Here is a 22,778-nt window from a genome sequence, read left to right on the forward strand (position 1 = left end):
CGCTCACAGACGGCCGCTGACGCCTGCATCAGACCCTCAGGAAGGACGGGGAACCAGCGCGGGCAGCAAGGTGCGCGAGATCGCCTCACGCACATTCGGCAACAGCGTGGCGCTGCCACCCAGCAACTCCTCCACCAGCCTGCGCAGGGCCAGCGCGCGCTCCGGGCTGAGCCCGCTGACGGCATGCTCGCACGCCTGCTCGGCGGTGACGCCAGGTGGAATCGACAACCCCAGCGCCACCAGGCGTTCGCGTAGGTCCTCCTGATCGATCAGGTCGGCGTGCATCATGATCCATTCCTCCAATGGTGGCGTGCTAGCGCAGCACGCCTTCTTCCAACAGCAACTTGAAGATAGCCTCGGCACCAGCCTGTGGCGAGACATCCTTGAGCACCTGCCCGCCGCCGCCCGACGCTTTGGCCGTAGCGGCTTTCATGCGTTCGGCGCCGGTCTTGGCCTTGATCACCTTAAGGCGTTTGGGGCGCGGCTTCGCCGGTTGCAGCTGGGCGCTGGCCAACAGTGGATCGGCCACCAGCGCCACCTCTTCAGCGGTCAACAGGCCGCGCCGCGCCGGGCCGAAAGCGCTTTGCCGGGCAACGGGCGCGGCGTTATCCACGCTGGCGACAAACGGCAATCGCACCTGCAAGCGCCGGCGCTGACCGCGCGGTAAGGCTTGCAGCACCTGCGCCACGCCATTGCTGACCTGCTCCACCGCCGCCAGCCCAACCACCAGCGGCCAGCCGAGGCGTTCCGCCAACAGGTAAGGCAACATGCCGGAGCCTTCGCCGGTTTCCGCTTGGCTGCCGGTCAGCACCAACTGCGCGCTGGAGTCAGCCAGGTAGTCGGCGAGCACCGGCAGCGCATCGCTGTGCGCTGGCTGTTCAAGAATTTTGATCTGATTGAGGCCCATGCCCAGGTAAGCACGCAATGCTTCCTGCTGGGGATCGCCAGCATGCAGCACCTGCAACCGCTCACCGGCCAGACGCAGCCCCAGCTCGACCGCGCGGGCATCCTGCTCGGCGCGGCGTGGCCGGCCGGAGGTGGGATGCGCACCGACAGAAACCAGCGTAACGACCTGCAAATCAGTCATGGCGCAGCTCCGTAGGGTGGAAGACGCTGTTTTCTTTCACCATCGCGGTGTGGGCAAGGGTGGATGGGTGAAGCGTCATCCACCCTACTGTTTGGTTACGCCACATTGCGTTCTGCCCCCTGCCGGTAGGCTGCAACCCGCTCAATCAATGCCTGCAAAATCGCGGCGGATTCGCCGATCACCGACAGATCAGCGCGTTTGATCATGTCGCAGGTTGGGTCGAGGTTGATCGCCACCACTTTGTCGCAGGCACCGATGCCTTGCAGGTGCTGGATCGCCCCGGAAATCCCCACCGCCACGTAAACCCGCGCGGTGACCCAGATGCCGGACGCGCCGACCTGGCGTTCACGACCCATAAAGCCATCGTCCACCGCCACCCGTGAGGCGCCTTCGGTCGCGCCCAGCGCCGCAGCGGCCTGGTGGAACAGCGCCCAGTCCTTCACGCCATTGCCGCCGGAGAGGATAAATTCGGCCTCGGCCATGGGGATCTGCGCGGGATCAACCGCCACCGCGCCCAAGTCCTGAATCCGTGGCAAGTGGCTGACCAGCGCTTCACTGAGCGCCAGCGGCCGCACTTCATGGCGGGTTTCGCTGACCGGCTCGGCGCATTCCACCGCTGCCAGAATCAGGCGGGGCGCTTGTTGCACCAAATCTTCCCGTCCGGCCCCCGCACGCCCGCTGGCCATGCCCTCGGCCACCTGCCAAACCCGTGTGGCCGGGCGTTCGCCGAGCTTGGCAGCCAGGCGGCGACCCAGCTCACCACCGCCATTCCGACTGTCGGGCAGCAACCAATGCCGCGGCGACAATTGCCGTTCTACAGTGCCGAGTGCCAATACCCGCGCTTCCGGGGCGTAGCCGTCGAAACTGTCGCCCTCAAACTGCAGCAAGCGGTCGACGCCGTTGCTGTCGAAGGCACTTTCCTTGTGCTCGCCAAAGATCACCGCCACCACCGCACCGTCGCGACCGGCGAGCTTGTGCGCCAGGCCGAGCAGGTCCTTGTCATGGCTGCTCAGGCGGCCGCCGACCATGTCCGGCACCACGGCGATATAGAACGCCGGTTGCTCGACCACATGCAGCGGCAGCTGCACCACGGCGCTGGCCGTCGAGCGCTTGGCCGCGCCGCCTTGCTGCGCGCCAGAGCGGTCGATGCGTTTGAGGCCATTGGGGCCAATAAAGCCGACCGCATGCGGGTTCTTGCGCAGCACCCCGGCGGCGCTGAGCCAGCTGGGCATCGCAGGTTGTGTGGCGGCATGCAGCGGATGCAGGCGGTTACGGGCAATCCATTCAGCCCGTGGGTCACGGCGGATCAGGTCGCTCATGCACAGGACTCCGCGAGGTGTTGACGAAACCTAGGTTGGGTTGAGGCGCGCAGCGGCGAAGCCCAACACGCGTGCGCGAGAGAGAACATCGAGCCGCGCGCTACGTGCGCCCTGTTGGGCTTCGCTGCGCTCAACGCCAACCTACAACCGGCGTGTACCTTCATCACTGCACCTCCGCCCGCTCGGGTTTTACCTGCACAGGCTGCTTCGCCTCGACCACACCCTCGATCAATACATCGGCCACCAGCTCGGCAATGTCCTTGACCTCGGGGCGCGGACCGACCACGCCTTCGAGCATCGCGGTGCATTGCGGGCAACCCACAGCGACCAGCTCGGCGGCGGTTTCCTTGATATCGACCATGCGCATATCGGGAATCCGCTGCTTGCCGGGGATATCGGTGATTGGCGCACCGCCGCCACCGCCGCAGCATCGCGAACGGAAGCCCGAACGCTGCATTTCCTTCACTTCGATGCCGATGGCATTCAGCACATTACGCGGCGCTTCGTACTCACCGTTGTAGCGGCCCAGGTAGCAGGGGTCGTGGTAGGTGACCGAGCCGCCTTTGTGCTGGCCGAGGTTGAGTTTCTGGGCGCAGATAAGCTCGTCCATATAGGTGCTGTGGTGCAGCACCGAATAGCGACCGCCCAGCTCGCCGTATTCGTTTTTCAGCACATGGAAACTGTGCGGGTCGCAGGTGACGATGCGCGTGAACTGGTACTTGGCCAGGGTGGCGATATTGCGTTTGGCCAGCAGCTGGAAGGTCGCTTCATCGCCCAGACGGCGCGCCACGTCGCCGCTGTCGCGTTCTTCCAGACCGAGCACAGCGAAGTCGACCTTGGCGGCTTTCAGCACTTTGACAAAGGCGCGCAGGGTGCGCTGATTGCGCATGTCGAAGGCACCGTCGCCGACCCAGAACAGCACATCGACGTTCTGCTTGTCGCTCATCAGCGGCAGGTTGAGATCCGCTGCCCAGTTCAGTCGCCCACCGGGGGCGAAACCGCCGGGGTTGTCGGTGGCGATCAGATTGTCCAGCACCTCGGCGCCCTTGTTCGGCGTCGCGCCTTTCTCCAGCGTGAGATGACGGCGCATATCGACGATGGCATCGACGTGCTCGATCATCATCGGGCATTCCTCGACGCAGGCGCGGCACGTCGTGCACGACCACAATGTTTCCGCATCGACCAGGGCCTTACCATGCAGATTGACGATGGGCAGATGGGGGCCGCCGCTGTGCTCGCCAATCGGCTTACCCGGATAAGGCGAACCGGCAAACTTGGCGTCGGTGCCACCGGCCAGGCCGACCACCATGTCCTGAATCAGCTTTTTCGGGTTCAGCGGCTGGCCGGCAGCAAAGGCCGGACAGGCCGCCTCGCACTTGCCGCACTGCACGCAGGCGTCGAAGCCGAGCAGCTGGTTCCAGGTGAAATCCGTAGGCTTTTCCACACCCAGCGGGGCTTTAGGATCGTCCAGATTGAGTGCCTTCAAGCCGGTCGAGCGACCACCGCCAAAGCGCTCTGAGCGGCGGTGCCAGGCCAGGTGCAGGGCACCGGCGAAGGCGTGTTTCATCGGCCCGCCCCAAGTCATGCCGAAGAACAGTTCGGACACACCCCAGGCCACGCCGACGGTCAGCAGCAGCGCCAGTACCCAGCCGCCAAAGCCATCCGGCAGGATGCCGGCAACAGGAAGCGTGGCGATAAAGAAGCTGCCGGCAAACATCAGCAGGCTTTTCGGCAAACGCATCCACGGGCCTTTCGACAGCCGTGAAGGCGGGTCAAGACGGCGTTTGGCGACAAACAGCGCGCCGCCGAACATCAGCGCGGTGGCCGCCAACAGCGCAAAGCCGAGGATGCGACTCTGCAGGCCAAACCCGTGCACCAGAATCGCCAGCACCGCCGCCAGGACAAAGCCGCCTGCCGTGGCCACGTGGGTGTTGGCAATGTATTTATCGCGTGCCACCACATGATGCAGGTCGACCATATAGCGGCGCGGCATGGCCAGCAGGCCACCGAGCCAGTCGACCTGGGCCGGGCGACCGCGACGCCACATCAGAAAGCGTTTAATAGCCCCCATCACCGCCAACGCCAGCGCGGCGCACAACAGAATGGGCAGGATGGTGTTCAGCATGGCCGCACCCTTCAGATGATCCGTAGGGTGAATGGACGAAGCCATCCACCGTATTCAATGGCGCGTGACCTGCGGTGGATAAGCAGAGCGTTATCCACCCTACACAGGACACAGCGCTTCAGCCGTTAAGTGGCGCCGAGGGATGAGCGAAGCGATCCCCCGAACCCTGATTTAGAAATCCTTACACAAGCGCAGCGCGTCATAGATCGCCGCGTGGGTGTTGCGCTGGGCCACGCAGTCGCCGATGCGGAACAGCAGGTAGCCGTCGCCCTTCTCAGCCAAACAAGGTTGCGGCTTGATCGCGAACAGCGCTTCCACATCGATCTGGCCCTTGTTGCGCGAGCCGTCCTTGAGGGCGTAGTAGAGGCGCTCATCCGGACGCACGCCGTTTTCCACCACCACCTGATCGACCACCCGCTCTTCTTTCGCGCCGGTGTATTCGTTCTCCAGCACCGCCACCAGCTTGTCGCCTTCGCGGTAGACCTTCTCCAGCATCAGGTCGCCGGTCATGATCACTTCTTTCGGGTACAGGCTGCGGTAATAGGTCGGGAAGCTGGTGCCGCCGATGGCCACGCCCGGTTTGATGTCGTCGGTGACGATCTCCACTTTCGCGCCCTTCTCGGCGATAAAGTCGGCCACCGACATGCCGGTGAACTCGCAGATGGTGTCGTAGACCAGCACGTTATGGCCCGGCGCGACCGTGCCATCAAGGATGTCCCAGCTGCTCACCACCAGGCCTTCCGCCGCGCCCCAGTGCTCGTTCTGCTCCAGAAACGGATGGCCGCCGTTGGCCAGCACGACGATATCCGGGCGCAGGTCGAGGATGCTCGCCTCGTCCGCGCCGGTGCCCAGGCGCAGGTCGATGTTCAGGCGCGCCAGCTCCAGCTGGAACCAGCGGGTGATGCCGGCCATCTGATCACGCTGCGGCGCTTTGGCGGCCAGGCTGATCTGCCCGCCGAGGCTGTCTTTCTTCTCAAACAAGGTCACGTCGTGGCCGCGCTCGGCAGCAACACGCGCCGCTTCCATCCCGGCCGGGCCGCCACCAACGATCACCACCTTGCGCTTGGGCCCCGTGGTTTTCTCGATGATATGCGGCAGGCCCATGTACTCGCGGCTGGTCGCGGCGTTCTGGATGCACAGCACGTCCAGGCCTTGATACTGGCGGTCGATGCAGTAGTTGGCACCGACGCACTGCTTGATCTGGTCGACCTGGCCCATCTTGATCTTGGCGATCAGGTGCGGGTCGGCGATATGCGCGCGGGTCATGCCGACCATGTCCACGTAGCCGCCTTCAAGAATGCGCGTGGCCTGATTCGGGTCCTTGATATTCTGTGCATGCAGCACCGGCACCTTGACCACTTCCTTGATCCCGGCGGCCAGATGCAGGAAGGGCTCCGGCGGGTAGCTCATGTTCGGGATGACGTTGGCCAGGGTGTTGTGGGTGTCGCAGCCCGAGCCGACGACGCCGATAAAGTCGATCATGCCGGTGGCGTCGTAATAGGCCGCAATCTGCTTCATGTCCTCATGGGACAAGCCGTCGGGGTGGAATTCGTCGCCGCAGATGCGCATACCGACGCAGAAGTCGTCGCCGACTTCCTTGCGCACCGCCTTGATCACTTCCAGGCCGAACTTCATGCGGCCCTCAAAGGTGCCGCCCCATTCGTCAGTACGCTTGTTGACGCGCGGCGACCAGAACTGGTCGATCATGTGCTGGTGCACGGCGGACAGCTCAACGCCGTCCAGACCGCCTTCTTTGGCGCGGCGTGCAGCTTGTGCGTAGTTGCCGATCACCCGCCAGATTTCTTCGACCTCGATGGTCTTGCAGGTGGCGCGGTGCACCGGCTCGCGGATACCCGATGGCGACATCAGGGTCGGCCAGTGAAAGCCATCCCAACGCGAGCGACGGCCCATGTGGGTAATCTGGATCATGATCTTGGCGCCGTGCTTGTGCATGGCGTCGGCGAGATTCTGGAAGTGCGGAATGATCCGGTCGGTGGACAGGTTGACCGAACTCCACCACTGCTGCGGGCTGTCGATGGCCACCACCGAGGAGCCACCGCAGATCGCCAGGCCGATGCCGCCCTTGGCCTTCTCTTCGTAGTACTGCACATACCGTTCAGTGGTCATGCCGCCGTCGGTGGCATACACCTCGGCGTGCGCAGTGCTGAGCACGCGGTTGCGGATGGTCAGCTTGCCGATTTGAATCGGCTGGAACATTGCTTCGAAAGCCATGACTCGATCCTCGACTTAGCGCGGCTTGACGATAAACAGGCCATCGTCGTGGCCCTCTTCGGAACCGCCATAGACCTGCTCGGCCACGGTGCGCAGTGTGCTGCCCTGGGCCTGGAGAATCTGGTCCATGGCGCCGGCAAACCAGCCGGTGAACATGTAGTCGACCTTGCGCCCGCATTTGCCGTAGACGTAGACGAAGGCCGAATGCTTGAGCTTCACCGAGGCGGTGCCGGCGGCCAGGTCGATGGCTTCAATCTCGAACAGCCCCCAGCCGCGTTGCGACAGGCGCTTCATGTAGTGCTCGAACACCGCCACGCCAGACAGACCGTGGCATTCGGCCTCTTTCTCACACCAGTGCCAGGCGGACTTGTAGCCGGCCTTGTAGAGGATCTCGGCATAGGCCTCAGCGCCCAATACCTCTTCGATACCGATGTGGTTGTTGACGAAGAAATGCCGCGGCACATACAGCATCGGCAGCGCATCGGTGGTCCAGACGCCGGTTTCGTCGTCGACCTGGATAGGCATTTCGGGTGCGTGGGTGGCCATGTGTTCAGTGCTCCAGAATTCGTTTTCTTGCGTATTTGAAAGGTGCCGATGAATGCCTGTGGAGCCGTAGCGAGCACACCGAGAGCAAGGAGACCCGCAGCGACAAGCGAGAGCAGTACGCATGTACGGCGAGCTTGTCGCGAGGACGCGACGCAGCTATCGGTGGGCGCAGTAGGCTCCGGAGGTATTCATCACTCGCCCCAGACGTCTGCCAGTACGCGCACCCAGTTCTCGCCCATGATCTTGCGCACCACGCGCTCGGAATGGCCGCGTTTGAGCAGGGTTTCGGTGAGGTTGGGGAATTCGCCGACGGTGCGGATGCCCAGCGGGTTGATGATCTTGCCGAAGCTGGTCAGGCGGCGGGCGTAGCCCTTGTCGTGGGTCAGGTACTCGAAGAAGTCCTGGCCGTGACCTTGGGTGAAATCGGTGCCGATGCCGATGGCGTCTTCACCGACGATATTCATCACGTACTCGATGGCTTCGGCGTAGTCGTCGATGGTCGAGTCAATGCCTTTGGCCAGGAACGGCGCAAACATGGTCACGCCGACAAAACCGCCGTGATCGGCGATAAATTTCAGCTCGGCATCGGACTTATTGCGCGGGTGCTCTTTCAAGCCCGACGGCAGGCAGTGGGAATAGGTGACCGGCTTTTTCGATTCAAGGATGACTTCCTCGCTGGTCTTGCTGCCTACATGGGACAGGTCGCACATGATGCCGACGCGGTTCATCTCGGCAACGATCTCGCGGCCAAAGCCGGACAGCCCGCCGTCACGCTCGTAGCAACCGGTGCCAACCAGGTTCTGGGTGTTGTAGCAGAGCTGCACAATGCCCACGCCGAGCTGCTTGAACACCTCGACATAGCCAATCTGGTCCTCGAACGCATGGGCGTTCTGGAAGCCGAAGAGGATGCCGGTCTTGCCCTGCGCCTTGGCCGCACGAATGTCGGCAGTGCTGCGCACCGGCATCACCAGGTCGCTGTTTTCGCGGATCAACTTCTGGCTGGCGGCAATGTTGTTCACCGTCGCCTGGAAGCCTTCCCACACCGACACGGTGCAGTTGGCGGCGGTCAGGCCGCCTTTGCGCATGTCCTCGAACAGGTCGCGGTTCCACTTGGCGATGATCAGCCCGTCAATAACGATGCTGTCGGCGTGTAATTCGGCTGGGCTCATCAGGCAGTCCCCTTTTTTAGCGGTGTCGCCAAACCCGTTGTTGGCGCTTTGGACTGAGCATATCCCTGGGGGCTCGGGCGACCCGGTGCAAAAGCGACCGGGGTATTGCCGAAAGCGTCAAAGCGGGGTCGCCTACGAGTAAGCCACCGAGCGAGCGCCCAACCGACTGCACGGCCTGGCGTGCGGAAAGGTCGCGAGAGGAAGGAAAACGAAACCGCAGAAAGCACAAAGGGGAGCCTAGGCTCCCCTCTAATTGGGTGTGTGCTTTATTTTTATTATTGGGCGACTGTTATTGTTGTTTTATCGCTGTTTGTTGCGTCATCGCTTTCGGTGATTCCAAGTGGAACCAAGGGCAAACGTATTTTTTTGGGTACTGATACAGCAATCGCCATTGCCAAAACCCCTGCAATGATCCAACCGGCACACCGAGCTACCTCAAGGTAGTTTTATTCTTTTCGGCCTGGTTGCGGGAAAACCCGAATCACATACCCTTTCCAAAAAAATCTGTTTGCGACTCGTGGGTACTCTTGTTTTTGTTGTGCCTTGAGTCGGTACGATAGTTCTGCTGATGTTTGTTATTGTTTTTGTGCAGGAAACAAAGCATTCAGCGTGCCAACTTTAAAAATAACTTATAAATCAATGCGATATGGAAATTCCAGGCAGCAAAACTGACACAAGCAGTCACCATTCTGGGGTGCTGCTACTCGTTTGTGTTCCCGTTGCTGGCTGAGCGGTAACACTTGTGCGCAGGTAATGGCGCACATTGGCGGGGCTAAAAAAATGCCCGCAGCAGACTGCGGGCAACAAAGTGGCCATGAAGGCCTCAGTGTGGAGCCGTTCCGGCGGGCGACCAACCCGCCAGCTCCGTTACTCGGCGGCAACCCCTTTCAGGTAAGGCGCTGGCGCCGCGCCAAGGTTGTTGAGCACGCGCTCGCTGTACCAGTCGATAAAGTTGACCACGCCAAACTCGTAGGTCTTCGAGTACGGGCCGGGCTGGTAGGCGGTGGAGTTGATGCCACGCTGGTTTTCTTCGGCCAGGCGACGGTCCTGGTCGTTGGTCGCGTCCCACACCTGGCGCAGGCGGGCCACGTCGTAATCGACACCTTCCACGGCATCCTTGTGCACCAGCCATTTGGTGGTGACCATGGTTTCCTGGGCGCTGATCGGCCAGACGGTGAAGACAATCATGTGATCGCCCATGCAGTGGTTCCACGAGTGCGGCAGGTGCAGGATGCGCATCGAGCCGAGGTCCGGGTCGGTGATGCGGCCCATCAGTTTCTTGCAGCCTTGCTTGCCGTCCATGGTCATCGACACAGTGCCCTTGAGCAACGGCATGCGCACGATACGGTTGCGCAGACCGAAGCTGGCATGGGCGTAGGGAATGTTGTCTTTGTCCCAGCGCCCCGTGCATTCGGCCACCTGATCCTTGAACGCCTGAGTGGCGCGCGGGTCGGTGACGTCATCCCACTCCAACAAGGTATTGAGCAGTTCCGGGTGCGAACCGTTGCAGTGGTAGCACTCGCGGTTGTTCTCCATCACCAGCTTCCAGTTGGCTTTTTCCATCAAGGTGGTTTGCACCGCCACCTTGGTGTTTTCCATGTCGTAGGGCTCCATGTAGTGAGCCAGGGTGCTGAGGAATTCGTCGATGGCCGGCGGGTTCTCCGCCAGGGAGATAAAGATATAGCCGCCTGCCACCTTGCAGTTGACCGGTTTCAGGCTGTAGTCCTTGAGGTCGAAATCCGCGCCCATTTCGGTGCCGGCGAACAGCAGGCGACCGTCAAGTTCGTAGGTCCACTGGTGATAAGGACAGACCAGCTTGGCCACCTTGCCTTTGTCACTGGTGCACAGACGCGAACCCCGGTGACGACACACGTTATGGAACGCATGCACCACGCCATCGGCACCGCGAATCACCATGATCGGGTTGTCGCCAATCTGCAGGGTGAGGAAGTTGCCCTTGGCCGGGATCTCGCAGGTCATGCCGGCGATCAGCCATTCCTTGTGGAAGATCTCCTGCATGTCGATCTTGAACAGGCGCTCATCGCTGTAGAAGGGTTGTGGCAGCGAGAAGGTGCGCTCGCGGCTTTGCAGCATTTCGGCGGTGGCCTTGCGTGCGGGCTCCAGCGGGTCGCCCAGGCTCAGGGTGGAAGTGACGTCCATCGGTTACTCCTCAATGGCCGTCGCCTGCGACGACGGCCGTAAAAGTGGCTAATTCAGCAGGGGTCTGCTGACCCTCACGCAAGGTGGCGGCATGGCCCCGCTCAGCGCCTGCCGAGGGCGCGTGCGTGATCGGGGCATTCGCTCTTAACCTTATAATTCGGCTGGTTTTCAGTGTGGCGCTGAGGCAGGGCCAAACCTTATCCATGGACGACATGGTCACATCCGTTTCCGACGCGACACACCCCGCACCATGGGCCAGGTCGCGATAAGCATGTAAATGTCGCTGGCAGATAAATGAGCGCGTCGGTCGATGCGCACAATCGATTTCAACAGGCCTGCCAACGGGCCGCTGTGCGCGAGAAAAGCCATGTCCAACGACTTCCTCAACCCCGTCACCACACAGACTTGGAGCAATGGCCGCCATTTGGTGCGCTGCGTCAAAGTCATCCAGGAAACCTGGGACGTGCGCACCTTCTGCTTTATGGCCGACCAGCCGGTGTTGTTCTTCTTCAAGCCGGGGCAGTTCGTCACCCTGGAACTGGAAATCGAAGGCCAGCCGGTGATGCGCTCCTACACCATCTCCAGCTCGCCGTCGGTGCCCTACAGTTTCTCCATCACCATCAAGCGCGTGCCCGGCGGCAAGGTTTCCAACTGGCTGCATGACAATCTGCAGGAAGGTCAGGAACTGCCGGTACACGGCCCGGTCGGGCTGTTCAATGCCATCGATTTCCCCGCCGAGAAGGTGCTTTACCTCAGCGGCGGCGTCGGCATCACGCCGGTGATGTCGATGGCGCGCTGGTTCTACGACACCAACGCCAATGTCGACATGGTGTTCGTGCACAGCGCACGCTCGCCGAAGGACATCATCTACCACCGCGAGTTGGAACACATGGCCGCGCGGATCAGCAACTTCAGCCTGCACCTGATCTGTGAAAAGCACGGCCTGGGCGAGGCCTGGGCCGGTTATCGCGGCTACCTCAACCAGAAGATGCTCGAGCTGATTGCCCCGGATTATCTCGAGCGGGAAATCTTCTGCTGCGGCCCGACGCCCTACATGAGCGCGGTCAAGCGCCTGCTTGAAGCCAACCAGTTCGACATGGCGCATTACCACGAAGAAGCCTTCGGCCCGACACCGCCCGAGGTGCGTGCCGAGGTCAAGGAACTGGCTGCAGAAGCTGCCGTAGCGCCCCCCGTACCCGCCGCCGAACAGCATCAGGTGGCGTTCACCAGCACCGGCAAGAGCATCCGCGTCGACCCGGGCGAAACTGTGCACGCCGCCGCCGCCAAACTTGGCCTGCATATCCCCAAGGCCTGCGGCATGGGCATCTGCGGCACCTGCAAGGTGCTGAAAACCGCTGGCGAAGTGAGCATGGAACACAACGGCGGGATCACCGACGACGACGTCGCCGAGGGCTACATCCTCTCCTGCTGCAGCGTGCCGCAGGGTGATGTGGCGATCGAGTACTGAGCAACGCGTATCGACCACCACGCATGCAGCAAAACGCCGCACTCGCCTTCAAGGCCAGTGCGGCGTTTTTGTTTTGTGGGAGGGGCTGGGCGGCACTCCGTTTTAGCCGCGACGAGCGATTAAAAGCTCGCCGCTAAAGCGCCTCCCACCCTACGCTCTCGACTCAGAACCTCAAGCTCTCGCGAGCTAGAGCCATACAAGGCGCTACGTTAGTAACAGCCTCCGGCGGGTCAAAACAGGCGAGGAAGCGGAGTGTACTTTTGTACATGAGCATTACTCGTTTCACTCGCCCTTCGGATCGCGCTAAAGCGCGTTAGCCACAAGCGGCTTTCCGAGTCTGTTTTTAACGCCGTAGGGCCGACGCGCAGCAGATCGTAAACAGACTCTTAAAGCCTGACGCTGGCAAACGTCGACTCCCCCTGCGCACGCGTCAACGCGGCCATGGCCGAGGACGTTGAAGGGCGCATCAGGTCTTCCGGCATCGGCAGCAGTGCCACCACATTACTGCCCTGCTGACCGGCGCGCTCGTCGCGGGGCGGGATGCCGAAGTATTCGCGGTAGCACTTGGAGAAATGCGGGGTGGAGACAAAGCCGCACACCGAGGCCACTTCGATGATCGACATGCTGGTCTGCTTGAGCAGCTGCCGCGCACGGATCAGCCGCAGCTTGAGGTAGTAGCGCGACGGCGAGCAGTGCAGGTACTTCTGGAACAGGCGCTCCAGCTGGCGGCGCGACACATCGACATACAGCGCCAGCTGATCGAGGTCGATCGGCTCCTCCAGGTTGGCTTCCATCAGCGCAACGATTTCCTGCAGCTTCGGCTGGTTGGTGCCGAGCATGTGCTTGAGCGGCACGCGCTGGTGGTCCTGCTCGTTGCGGATGCGTTCGTAGATAAACATCTCGGAGATCGCCGCTGCCAGTTCGCGGCCATGCTCGCGGCCGATCACGTGCAGCATCATGTCCATCGGTGCGGTGCCGCCGGAGCTGGTGTGGCGGTTGCGGTCAATCGAGAACAGGCGGGTGCTGACGCCGGCGCGGGGGAAGGCTTCCTGCATCGAGGCCAAACACTCCCAGTGCACGCTGCAATCGAAACCGTCGAGCAGCCCGGCCTTGGCCAGCGCCCAGCTGCCGGTGCACACCGCGCCCAGTTGTGCACCATGACGCGCCTGGCTCTGCAACCACTGCACATGCTCGCGGGTGACGCTGTGCTGGATGTCCACGCCACCGCAGACGATCACTGCATCCAGGCGCGGCGCGTTGCTCAGGCCTGCGTCCGGGGTAATCTGCAGACCATCACTGGCGCAGACGGGTTGACCGCTCTGGCTGAGGGTGTGCCAACGGTAAAGCTCCTTGCCGGACAGCTGGTTGGCCATGCGCAGCGGCTCGACGGCCGACGCCAGGGAAATCAGGGTGAAGTTGTCGAGCAGGAGAAAGCCGATGGATTGCGGAGCACGGCTCTGGGGTTGTGCCCCTTGAGTGAACTGTGACATCAGGTAAACCCTCACGCGAAGCAAAGCACGGTAGTGAGCCCCTCTGTAGGGTGGCTCTTCTTATGATTCTGGGACTGCATGGCACCAGACTGACAGGCTGCATAACGCAAAGGCCGTGCCTAAATTGATTGGTCGTTCAATTAAAAATATCAGCCGTTACCCAAGGCTAGTGCCACTAGGCGTTGGCAGGAGCGACAGAAGCATTCTGATTACGACCGTAAACGCCCGGTCGGCGGGCGCTTGAGCATTTCGGTAGCACTGCCGAGCAGGTGCTTTGTCACCCCGCTACGCAGAGTAAAAACAGTGCGGTAACGGACCAACGGTCAGGCCGTATTCAGCAGCGCTGCATTGCCCTTTTCCGCCGCGCCGAACAGCCACGCACCATAATTGAGCGCGACACGCTGTACGCACTCAATTGGACACGCCGCCCTCGCCGCGAGGGCGGCCGCAGAATCACCGCCTCAGCATTCCACCGCGCTCACTGCCAGCCCGCCGCGCGAGGTTTCCTTGTACTTGTCATGCATGTCGGCGCCGGTGTCGCGCATGGTACGGATCACCCGATCCAGCGAGATAAAGTGCTCACCGTCGCCGCGCAGGGCCATCTGCGCGGCGTTGATTGCCTTCACTGCAGCAATCGCGTTGCGCTCGATGCATGGCACCTGCACCAGACCACCGACCGGGTCGCAGGTCAGGCCAAGGTTGTGCTCCAGGCCGATCTCGGCGGCGTTCTCCACCTGACCCGGCGTCGCACCGAGAATTTCCGCCAACCCGGCCGCCGCCATGGCGCAGGCTGAACCAACCTCACCCTGACAACCGACTTCTGCGCCGGAGATGGATGCGTTTTTCTTGCACAGAATGCCGATGGCCGCTGCTGCCAGCAGGTAGTCGACCACATGGGCCTCACTGACCGCCGGACTGAAGCGCACGTAATAATGCAGCACGGCCGGAATGATCCCGGCCGCACCATTGGTCGGCGCGGTGACCATGCGCCCGCCGGCGGCGTTTTCCTCATTCACCGCCAGGGCAAACAGGTTGACCCACTCCATACCGCTGAGCGTGGAGCCGATCACGTTGGGTTTACTCATTTCCTGCAAGCTGCGGTGCAGCTTGGCAGCGCGGCGTTTGACGTTGAGTCCGCCGGGCAAGGTGCCCTCATGCTTCAGGCCCTGCTCGACGCAGTCACGCATCGCCTGCCACAGGCGCATCAGCCCGCTGCGGATCTCCGCCTCACTGCGCCAGGCCTTTTCATTGGCCATCATCAGTTCGGAGACGCGCAGACCATGGGCCTTGCACAGGCGCAGCAGCTCTTCCGCACTATTGAAGTCGTAGGGCAGCTGCGTGTGATCCTGATCCAACTGGCCGCTGGCGGCCTGCTCGGCGTCCACCACAAAACCGCCGCCCACCGAGTAATAGGTGTTTTCGTGCAGCAGGTTGCCATCGGCGGCAAAGGCACTGAGGGTCATGGCGTTGGGGTGATAGGGCAGGTTTTCGTCGAGCAGCAGCATGTCACGCGCCCAGTCGAAGGCGATGCTGACGCGCCCGCCAAGTAACAATTGGCCGCTGGCCAACAGGTCCGCAATACGTGGTTCGATCGTGCTCGGATCGACCAGATCTGGCCACTCGCCCATCAGCCCCATGATCACCGCGCGGTCGCTGCCATGGCCAACACCGGTGGCCGACAGCGAACCGTACAGGCGTACCTGCAAGCGTGCCGTGCGCTCCAGCAGGCGCCGCTCGCCCAGTGCAGCGCTGAACAGCGCCGCCGCCCGCATCGGCCCGACGGTATGCGAACTGGACGGCCCGATGCCGATCTTGAACAAGTCAAACACGCTGATAGCCACGACACTCTCCTGCACTGATGCTACGTACAGGCCATGATCAGGATTTCGCTAGCAGGCCGCCACCTCACACCGACCCGCCCATGCCTAAATCCGTCAGCGCACCTGCCACATGGCGAGCGGTCGCAGCACCGCTAACAGCTTCACACCTTCAACCGCCGCCGCAGCCAATCACGACAGCAGCGTTCTAGTTGCGACTTCACGCATAGGCAGCGGAGGAAATCTGTCGGCATGATCGCCGCGCCCATGGACCGGCAAGCCGCTGCTCGCCCTGCCCACCCCGTGGCCGACTGCATGCCTTCACAGGCGCGCCCTGCCACCGTAATCGGGAGAGGCTTGATGACACTGAATATGCGCGGCTGCCTGCTGGCGGCTGCTCTGAGCACACCACTCATGGCCCAGGCCGTGGAACCGGCGCAATGCGACGTGATCCGCTTCGCCGATGTCGGCTGGACCGACATCACCGTGACCACCGCCGTCACCCGCCAGGTACTCAGCGACCTTGGCTACCGCACCCAGGTTAAACGCCTGTCCGTGCCGGACACCTACCAGGCCATGCAGGATGGCAAGATCGATGTATTCCTCGGCAACTGGATGCCGAGCATGGAAAACGACATCAAGCCCTACGCCGCCAACGGCTCGGTAAAGACCCTCGGCGCCAACCTTATCGGTGCCAAATACACCCTGGCGGTGAATCAGGCGGCCTATGACGGCGGCGTAAAAAACTTCGCCGATCTTGCGCGCTTCAGTAAAGAATTGGGCAACAAGGTGTACGGTATCGAACCGGGCAACGACGGCAACAAGCTGATCCAGCAGATGATCGACAAGAACGCGTTCGGCCTGCAAGGCTTCAGCCTGGTGGAATCCAGCGAGAACGGCATGCTGGCCCAGGTCAAACGCGCTGAGCACCTCAAACAGTGGGTGGTGTTTCTCGGCTGGGCGCCGCACCCGATGAACAACCAGTTGCAACTGTATTACCTGGATGGTGGCGATGAGTTCTTCGGCCCCAATTATGGCGGCGCCACGGTCTACACCAATGTGCGTGCCGGCCTTGGCGAGCAGTGCCCGAACGTAATCCGACTGCTGCAGAACCTGCGTTTCAGCCTGGAGATGGAAAGCCACCTGATGGGCGCGATCCTGAATAAGAACACCAACCCGCGGCGCGAGGCCAAAGCCTGGCTGAAGGCCAATCCGCAGGCGCTGGCCAGCTGGCTGCAGGGCGTCAAACAACGCGACGGACAACTGCCCAAAGCGCCGCCGAGCCTTGCCGCAAATGACTGATTTACAGTTTTCTCGATCACGCCACAGCCCACGGGTCATCCTGGTTGTGGCCGACTCAACGATGGCAAACCAGACCCGGCGCGGCTTGCAGCCTTGGCCAGGGGGCAAAAAAGTCTGTTATGGTTTTTAAAGCGTCTGTCGCCGCGCAACACGTCAGGGTCGCAAACCGACAATTGCGACAGGCCGAAGACTATATCGTTGAGTCAGCCGATTTCGTCGCTGTCAGATTCCGGCAGGTTGTTGAAACGTAGCGAGCGAAGGTTAGGCAAGGCGGAATCAGCCGAGAAAGTGGAGTGTACGAGTTGTACATGAACATATTGAGGCTGAATCCAACGCCCTATAACCGAGCGCAGTAGTTTCAGTAGCTTGCCGCAGAGTCGACAGACCGGGCGCCCACAGCCCCGGACCGAAGAATATATAAGTGCTGGCTTGTCCCAAACGGGCGCCAGCCCAACAAGAAATTTCGGATGTACGCGCACCTCGGGTCGAGGTGTGTAAAACCCAAGGATGGGGCTTCGTAACACTGCCAGAGGGTTTGGAACGCGGTTTGCAGCACGACACAGCAAGGTTGACTCGACAGTACGCCCTCTTAGCGTCCATTGCCCGCAAGGCAACTGGAGCGCCGCAGCGGTTGTGCCTGAGCGCCCCGAATGTGTTGCGCGGCAAGGCACGGCCCCGACCCCGGAACCCAGTAAACCCACACAGGCAAGAACAGTCGGCATCACCGTACGTACGCCAGCTGGCGTAGGCGCGGTTCCGCAGCACTGATCTGGATGTCTACTGAAGGGGAATCATCCCATGCAGTCTGGAAAAATCGTCGTCGAAAACCTCTACAAGGTGTTCGGCGCAGAGCCACAAGAAGCCATCGAACTGCTCAAGCAGGGCTGGAGCAAGGAGCGGATTCTTGCGGAAAAAGGCGCGGTTATCGGCGTCAGCGACGTGTCCTTCAGCGTCGAGGAAGGTGAAATTTTCGTGCTGATGGGCCTCTCCGGCTCTGGCAAATCCACCCTGATCCGCCTGATCAACCGCCTGGTTGAACCCAGCGGCGGCAATGTCTACATCGACGGGCAGAACGTCGCCAAACTGCCCAAGGCGCAACTGATTGACCTGCGCCGCCGCGACATGAGCATGGTTTTCCAGTCCTTCGCCCTGATGCCCTCGCGCACCGTACTGGACAACGCCGCCTTCGGTCTGGAAGTGGCCGGCAAAGGTAAAAAAGAACGCGAAGAGCGCGCCATGCAAGTGCTCAAACAAGTCGGCCTCGACACCTTTGCCCACAAGCTGCCGAGCGAGCTGTCCGGCGGCATGCAGCAACGCGTTGGCCTGGCCCGCGCCTTGGCGGTTGACCCGTCAATGATCATCATGGACGAAGCCTTCTCCGCCCTTGACCCGCTCAAGCGCCGCGAGATGCAGGACGTGCTGCTGGAACTGCAAAAGACCGATCGCCGCACCATCATCTTCGTCTCGCACGACATCGAGGAGGCCATGCGCATTGGCACCCGCATCGGCATCATGGAAGGCGGCAAACTGATTCAAGTCGGCACCCCGCAAGAGCTGATCGACAACCCCGCCAACGATTACGTGCGCAACTTCTTCAACACCGTCGACACCAACCGCTACCTCACCGCCGGCCAGCTCATGGCTGACAGCGTGCCCATCTACGTGCACAACGGCAAAGCACCGGATGCACAAAAGGTCTGCCAGGAACTGCAAGCGTTGGATAAGCACTACGCCTTTGTGGTGGATGAACAGCACACCTTTCAGGGCTCCATCAGCCTGGAAAAAATCGCCCTGCTGGTGGATGGCGGCAGCACCTGCAGCCTTGACAGCAGCGTGCTCAAACAGATCCTGCCTGTGCCTGAAGACCTGCCACTGGACCAGGTTATTGGTCGCCTGGTGGACAACGAAGGGCCGATCCCCGTGGTCGACAGCAATGGCCGCTACAGCGGAGCCATCAGCAAGGGCCGGCTGCTGACCCGCCTGCAGGGAGAGTTCCATGAGTGAGAAACAGCTCGACCTGGGTAGCTGGGTCAATGACGTGGTCCAACACCTGCTGGACAACTACAGCGATGGCTTCGACAGCATCGGCTCAGTGGTCAACGGCTTCTCAGAAGGCATCGAATGGCTGCTGATGCTGCCACCGGCCTGGTTGCTGATTGCCATCTTCGTCGGTCTGGGCCTGTGGCGTATCGGCTACAAATTCGCCATCTTCACGGCTGTCGCCTTTGTCCTGATTGTACTCACCGGCTTCTGGGAACAGACGGTGGTCACCCTCGGCCTGACCTTCTCCGCCACCCTGATCAGCCTGCTACTGGGCATTCCCCTGGGCATCTGGGCGGCGCGCAGCGAGCGCGTGGCGACCATCATCCGGCCGATTCTCGACTTTATGCAGACCATGCCGGCGTTCGTTTACCTGATTCCTGCCGCCATGCTGTTCGGCCTCGGCCGCGTGCCGGGGATCATCGCCACGGTGATTTTCGCCATGCCGCCCGCGGTGCGCCTGACCAACCTGGGTATCCGCCAGGTCAACAAGGAAATCATCGAAGCCGGTCAGTCCTTCGGTTGCACGCCGCGTCAGCTACTCTTCAAAGTCCAGCTGCCTAACGCGATGCCATCGATCATGGCCGGGGTCAACCAAACCATCATGATGGCCCTGTCCATGGTGATCATTGCCTCGATGGTGGGTGCGGGCGGCCTGGGCAACGACGTACTGGCGAGTATTCAGCGCCTGGACATCGGCCTCGGTTTCGAAAGCGGCATGGCCGTGGTGCTGCTGGCGATCATTCTCGACCGCATCACGGAGAGTTTCGGAACCCCGCAAACCGCCAAACGCCGCAGCGTGTTCGGCTGGTTCAGCGGCAAACTTCAACGTCAGTAAGCCTTAGCTTTTGCCATCACAGGGAGTCGAAGATGAAAACGATTAAACAGCTCGCAGGTGTCGGCCTGCTCTCCGTGGCCATGTTGCAAAGCGCCTGGGCGCAGGAGCCGGAAAGTTGCAAGATGGTGCGCTTCGCCGAAATCGGCTGGGCCGACATCGCCGCCACCACCGGTGTCGCCATGACCCTGAGCGAAGGCCTGGGTTACCAGACCCGCAAGATCATGGCCTCCGTGCCTATCGCCTTCACCGGGGTAAAAAGCGGTCAGATCGACGCCTTCCTCGGCTACTGGGCGCCCTCGATGGACGCCGTGATCGAGCCCTTCACCAAGGATGGCGGCGTCAAAGTGCTGCCTAAGGCCAACCTTGAAGGTGCCAAGTACACCCTCGCCGTCCCGACCTACGCCGCAGAAGCCGGACTGAAAAGCTTTGCCGACATCGCCAAGTTCAAAGACCAACTGGGCGGCAAGATTTTCGGCATCGAGCCTGGCAACGACGGTAACCTGCTGATCGACGGCATGATCAAAAGCAACCAGTTCGGCCTCGGCGAATTCAAGATGGTCGAGTCCAGCGAAGCCGGCATGCTTGTCCAGTTGCAGCGCGCAGTGAAAAAGAAAGAACCCGCCGTATTCCTCGGCTGGGCACCACACCCGATGAACACGCAGTTCGACATCACCTACCTGGAAGGCGGCGATGACGTGTTCGGCCCTGACTTCGGCGCTGCCAAGGTCTTCACCGTGGTACCGCCAGATTACGAAGCGCGCTGCGCCAACGTCGGCAAACTGCTGAACAACCTGCAGTTCACCGTGGAAATCGAAAGCCAGTTGATGGAAAAGGTTCTGGAAAAACAGAACCCCACCGAAGTGGCGAAAAACTGGCTCAAAGCCAACCCGGCAATCCTCGACCAGTGGCTGGCCGGTGTTACCACCTATGACGGCCAAGACGGCCTGGCTGCCGTGAAGAAACACCTCGGCCTGTAAGCCAAGCACCGCGCCGCCGCACAACGGTGGGCGGCGCGGTTAGCTGACTCACCTTTTTAACAACGCAACCCGCGAGGCCACACGGCCATCGCCGGGTTTGCTGCACCCGCGATTTACCTCGCAGCACACAACCAGCCAGGACGACCAACACGCAATACCCGCATGTTTACCCAGCTAGGCCCGCAAGAAGAACGCGCCAGTAACTCACTGAACTGCCACTCTCACTGACGGAGCACACCCTATGCGAAACCTGAAGAACCTCTGCCTGCAAAACCTCGGCGTCGCCGCCCTGGTACTCGGCATGAGCAGCGCCATGGCAGCTGACAAAGCCACCCTGAACATCGGCTACGTCAACGGCTGGGACGACAGCGTCGCCGCCACTCATGTCGCCGGGGAAATCCTGCACAGCAAGCTGGGCTACAGCGTTGAGCTGAAAGCCGTCGAGCCGGCCATCATGTGGCAGGGCGTAGCCCGCGGCGACCTCGACGCCACACTCTCCGCCTGGCTGCCCGCCACCCACGGCGAATACTTTGAAAAACTCAAAGACAAAGTCGAAGTGCTCGGCACCAACTACGCCGGGGCGAAAATCGGCCTGATCGTGCCGGACTACGTACCCGCCAAAACCATCGCCGACCTGCAAACCTACGCCAAGGACTTCGACGGCAAAATCACCGGCATCGACGCCGGCGCCGGCGTGATGCGCCGCACCGAAGAAGCGATCAAGGAATACGCCCTCAGCGACATCAAACTGATGCCAAGCTCCGGCCCCGCCATGGCCACCGCCCTGACCCGCGCCGAGAAGAACAAGGAAGCCATTGTCGTCACCGGCTGGATCCCGCACTGGATGTTCGCCAAATGGAACTTGCGCTTCCTCGAAGACCCGAAAAAAGTCTTCGGTGATGACGAACACGTCGACACCGTCGCCAACCCCAGCATCAACAGCAAAGCCCCGGAAGCTGCTGCCTTTCTGAAGAAATTCTCCTGGAGCGGTGAAGAAGTCGGCGCCGTCATGCTCGCCATCCGCGAAGGCGCCAAACCGGAAGACGCGGCCAAAGCCTGGATCAGCAAAAACCCAGAGCGCGTCGCCGAGTGGCTTAAATAAGCCCAAGCTGCACGGCTATAAAGAAGCGGGCTACGGCCCGCTTTTTTGTGGGCGCATTAGGGCTGCAGGAAAAGGTGCTGTGGCCTGCACCATTGCATGGACTGAGTACCTATTTGCATTCGACCTGAGTCGCACACGTATTAGTTGACGAGCGGCAGAATTGGAGGCGCTTGAGCTTTCCCCTAGGGCAAGCAATACGCTAGGTTTTTACCAGTAGAAACAGGAGGCTCCATGCTTACCATCGGACAAATGGCACGTTGTCACGGGCTTACGACCAAGACACTTCGCCACTATGACAGCATTGGGTTGTTCACCCCGGCCCTTACCGGACGCGACAATGGCTATCGGTATTACCAGCCCGAACAAATCATTACCCTGGGTCGCATTGTTTGGCTCAAACAAATTGGTATGCCGCTGGAGGATATTCGCATACTGGCGAATAGTGGCCGACTGGACTGTGTCGTAAGCCTCCGTGAGGCCCTGGAGGCACATGCCCGCAAACTCAAAGGTGCAATCGCCCGCGACCAGCAGGTACTTGACCAGCTCACTCGCTACCTGGCTCAGCCAGAGCGTTGCATACCCGGGATGCAAACGCCTGAGCGAGTCGTTTATCCGGCATTGCGAATCATGGGCATGAGCTGGCAACAGCACAACGAGGGCACTATCGGCCAAATGTGGGAGCGCTTCGTACCGAGAGAGCCAGAGATCGATCGCCTACAAGATCCGGTCGGGACTTTTGGAGTCTGCCAGCCCCTGGATGACGGCGAATGGCGTTATATCGCGGGTTTGCCGGTGGGTGCCGACGCACCGCTAGTGGCCGGCATGGTGGAAGTGCAGATACCCTCTCGTCACTACGCGAGGATCGAGCATCACGGCATAGTTGCTACGCTGCCAGAAACCTTCCGTGCTGCTTACAGTGAATGGCTGCCATCTGCCGGAATGCAGCCAGACGAGGGCGTGGAGTTCGAATACAGTGGTGAGCGCTTCCTAGGCCCCATGGATCCGAACAGTGTGACCGAGATCTATATCCCACTCAAAAACTGACGGCCCACACAGAGACAGGCTCGAGCTGTCGCTATGACGCCGCGAACGGTGAACACTGAACC

At 61.3% G+C, this 22,778-nt stretch carries 17 protein-coding genes; 7 read left to right on the forward strand and 10 right to left on the reverse strand.

What is annotated here, in order from left to right:
• Nucleotides 1-36: 36 nt before the first annotated feature.
• The 8 genes from OU997_RS05955 to gbcA form a co-directional block, all read right to left on the reverse strand.
• Nucleotides 37-288 (reverse strand): hypothetical protein, encoded by a 252-nt coding sequence (locus tag OU997_RS05955; RefSeq protein WP_090254976.1) that lies wholly within the window; start codon nucleotides 286-288, stop codon nucleotides 37-39.
• Nucleotides 289-313: 25 nt separating this feature from the next.
• Nucleotides 314-1,087 carry an electron transfer flavoprotein subunit beta gene (locus OU997_RS05960; protein ID WP_267809404.1) on the reverse strand — a complete coding sequence of 258 codons (774 nt, stop codon included), beginning with the start codon at nucleotides 1,085-1,087 and terminating at the stop codon, nucleotides 314-316.
• Between the two features lie 95 nt (nucleotides 1,088-1,182).
• Nucleotides 1,183-2,406, reverse strand: a complete 1,224-nt coding sequence (locus OU997_RS05965) for an electron transfer flavoprotein subunit alpha/FixB family protein (protein ID WP_267809406.1) — start codon at nucleotides 2,404-2,406, stop codon at nucleotides 1,183-1,185.
• Nucleotides 2,407-2,569: 163 nt separating this feature from the next.
• Nucleotides 2,570-4,531: a dimethylglycine demethylation protein DgcB gene (dgcB, locus tag OU997_RS05970; protein ID WP_267809869.1), complete on the reverse strand. Its 1,962-nt coding sequence runs from the start codon at nucleotides 4,529-4,531 to the stop codon at nucleotides 2,570-2,572.
• Between the two features lie 171 nt (nucleotides 4,532-4,702).
• The gene (gene dgcA, locus OU997_RS05975) at nucleotides 4,703-6,763 is read right to left on the reverse strand and encodes a dimethylglycine demethylation protein DgcA (RefSeq protein ID WP_267809407.1); all 2,061 of its coding nucleotides are present in this window, start codon (nucleotides 6,761-6,763) and stop codon (nucleotides 4,703-4,705) included.
• Nucleotides 6,764-6,778: 15 nt separating this feature from the next.
• On the reverse strand, nucleotides 6,779-7,309 hold the full coding sequence (locus OU997_RS05980) for a DUF5943 domain-containing protein (RefSeq protein ID WP_090254966.1): 531 nt from the start codon (nucleotides 7,307-7,309) through the stop codon (nucleotides 6,779-6,781).
• A gap of 191 nt (nucleotides 7,310-7,500) precedes the next feature.
• A complete protein-coding gene (locus tag OU997_RS05985; protein ID WP_108489803.1) occupies nucleotides 7,501-8,478 on the reverse strand; it encodes a dipeptidase in 978 nt (325 codons plus the stop codon).
• 867 nt (nucleotides 8,479-9,345) lie between these two features.
• Nucleotides 9,346-10,638 (reverse strand): glycine-betaine demethylase subunit GbcA, encoded by a 1,293-nt coding sequence (gene gbcA / locus OU997_RS05990; RefSeq protein WP_267809408.1) that lies wholly within the window; start codon nucleotides 10,636-10,638, stop codon nucleotides 9,346-9,348.
• 367 nt (nucleotides 10,639-11,005) lie between these two features.
• On the opposite strand from gbcA, the gene gbcB reads away from it, so the two are divergent.
• Nucleotides 11,006-12,106, forward strand: coding sequence for a glycine-betaine demethylase subunit GbcB (gbcB, locus tag OU997_RS05995; protein ID WP_108489806.1), 1,101 nt, complete (start codon nucleotides 11,006-11,008; stop codon nucleotides 12,104-12,106).
• A gap of 386 nt (nucleotides 12,107-12,492) precedes the next feature.
• On the opposite strand, the gene OU997_RS06000 is transcribed toward gbcB, so the two are convergent.
• Both OU997_RS06000 and OU997_RS06005 read right to left on the reverse strand, forming a co-directional pair.
• Nucleotides 12,493-13,596, reverse strand: coding sequence for a GlxA family transcriptional regulator (locus OU997_RS06000; protein WP_108489807.1), 1,104 nt, complete (start codon nucleotides 13,594-13,596; stop codon nucleotides 12,493-12,495).
• A gap of 461 nt (nucleotides 13,597-14,057) precedes the next feature.
• A complete protein-coding gene (locus tag OU997_RS06005; RefSeq protein WP_267809409.1) occupies nucleotides 14,058-15,437 on the reverse strand; it encodes an L-serine ammonia-lyase in 1,380 nt (459 codons plus the stop codon).
• Nucleotides 15,438-15,785: 348 nt separating this feature from the next.
• Between OU997_RS06005 and choX the strand changes: the two genes are divergently transcribed.
• The 6 genes from choX (at nucleotide 15,786) to OU997_RS06035 (ending at nucleotide 22,716) form a co-directional block, all read left to right on the forward strand.
• Entirely contained in the window at nucleotides 15,786-16,715 is a 930-nt protein-coding gene (choX, locus tag OU997_RS06010) for a choline ABC transporter substrate-binding protein (protein ID WP_267809870.1), read from the forward strand.
• 798 nt (nucleotides 16,716-17,513) lie between these two features.
• On the forward strand, nucleotides 17,514-18,719 hold the full coding sequence (locus OU997_RS06015; protein ID WP_108488636.1) for a quaternary amine ABC transporter ATP-binding protein: 1,206 nt from the start codon (nucleotides 17,514-17,516) through the stop codon (nucleotides 18,717-18,719).
• Complete coding sequence (locus OU997_RS06020; RefSeq protein ID WP_108488635.1) at nucleotides 18,712-19,593, forward strand: ABC transporter permease; 882 nt, start codon at nucleotides 18,712-18,714, stop codon at nucleotides 19,591-19,593. The genes OU997_RS06015 and OU997_RS06020 overlap by 8 nt, the downstream gene beginning before the upstream one ends.
• Before the next feature lie 32 nt (nucleotides 19,594-19,625).
• Entirely contained in the window at nucleotides 19,626-20,570 is a 945-nt protein-coding gene (locus OU997_RS06025; RefSeq protein ID WP_108488634.1) for a choline ABC transporter substrate-binding protein, read from the forward strand.
• 241 nt (nucleotides 20,571-20,811) lie between these two features.
• Nucleotides 20,812-21,672 carry a glycine betaine ABC transporter substrate-binding protein gene (locus OU997_RS06030; protein ID WP_108488633.1) on the forward strand — a complete coding sequence of 287 codons (861 nt, stop codon included), beginning with the start codon at nucleotides 20,812-20,814 and terminating at the stop codon, nucleotides 21,670-21,672.
• Between the two features lie 231 nt (nucleotides 21,673-21,903).
• Entirely contained in the window at nucleotides 21,904-22,716 is an 813-nt protein-coding gene (locus tag OU997_RS06035; protein ID WP_108488632.1) for a MerR family transcriptional regulator, read from the forward strand.
• Nucleotides 22,717-22,778: the final 62 nt, after the last annotated feature.

Source organism: Pseudomonas sp. SL4(2022) (assembly GCF_026625725.1).
Lineage (GTDB): Bacteria > Pseudomonadota > Gammaproteobacteria > Pseudomonadales > Pseudomonadaceae > Aquipseudomonas.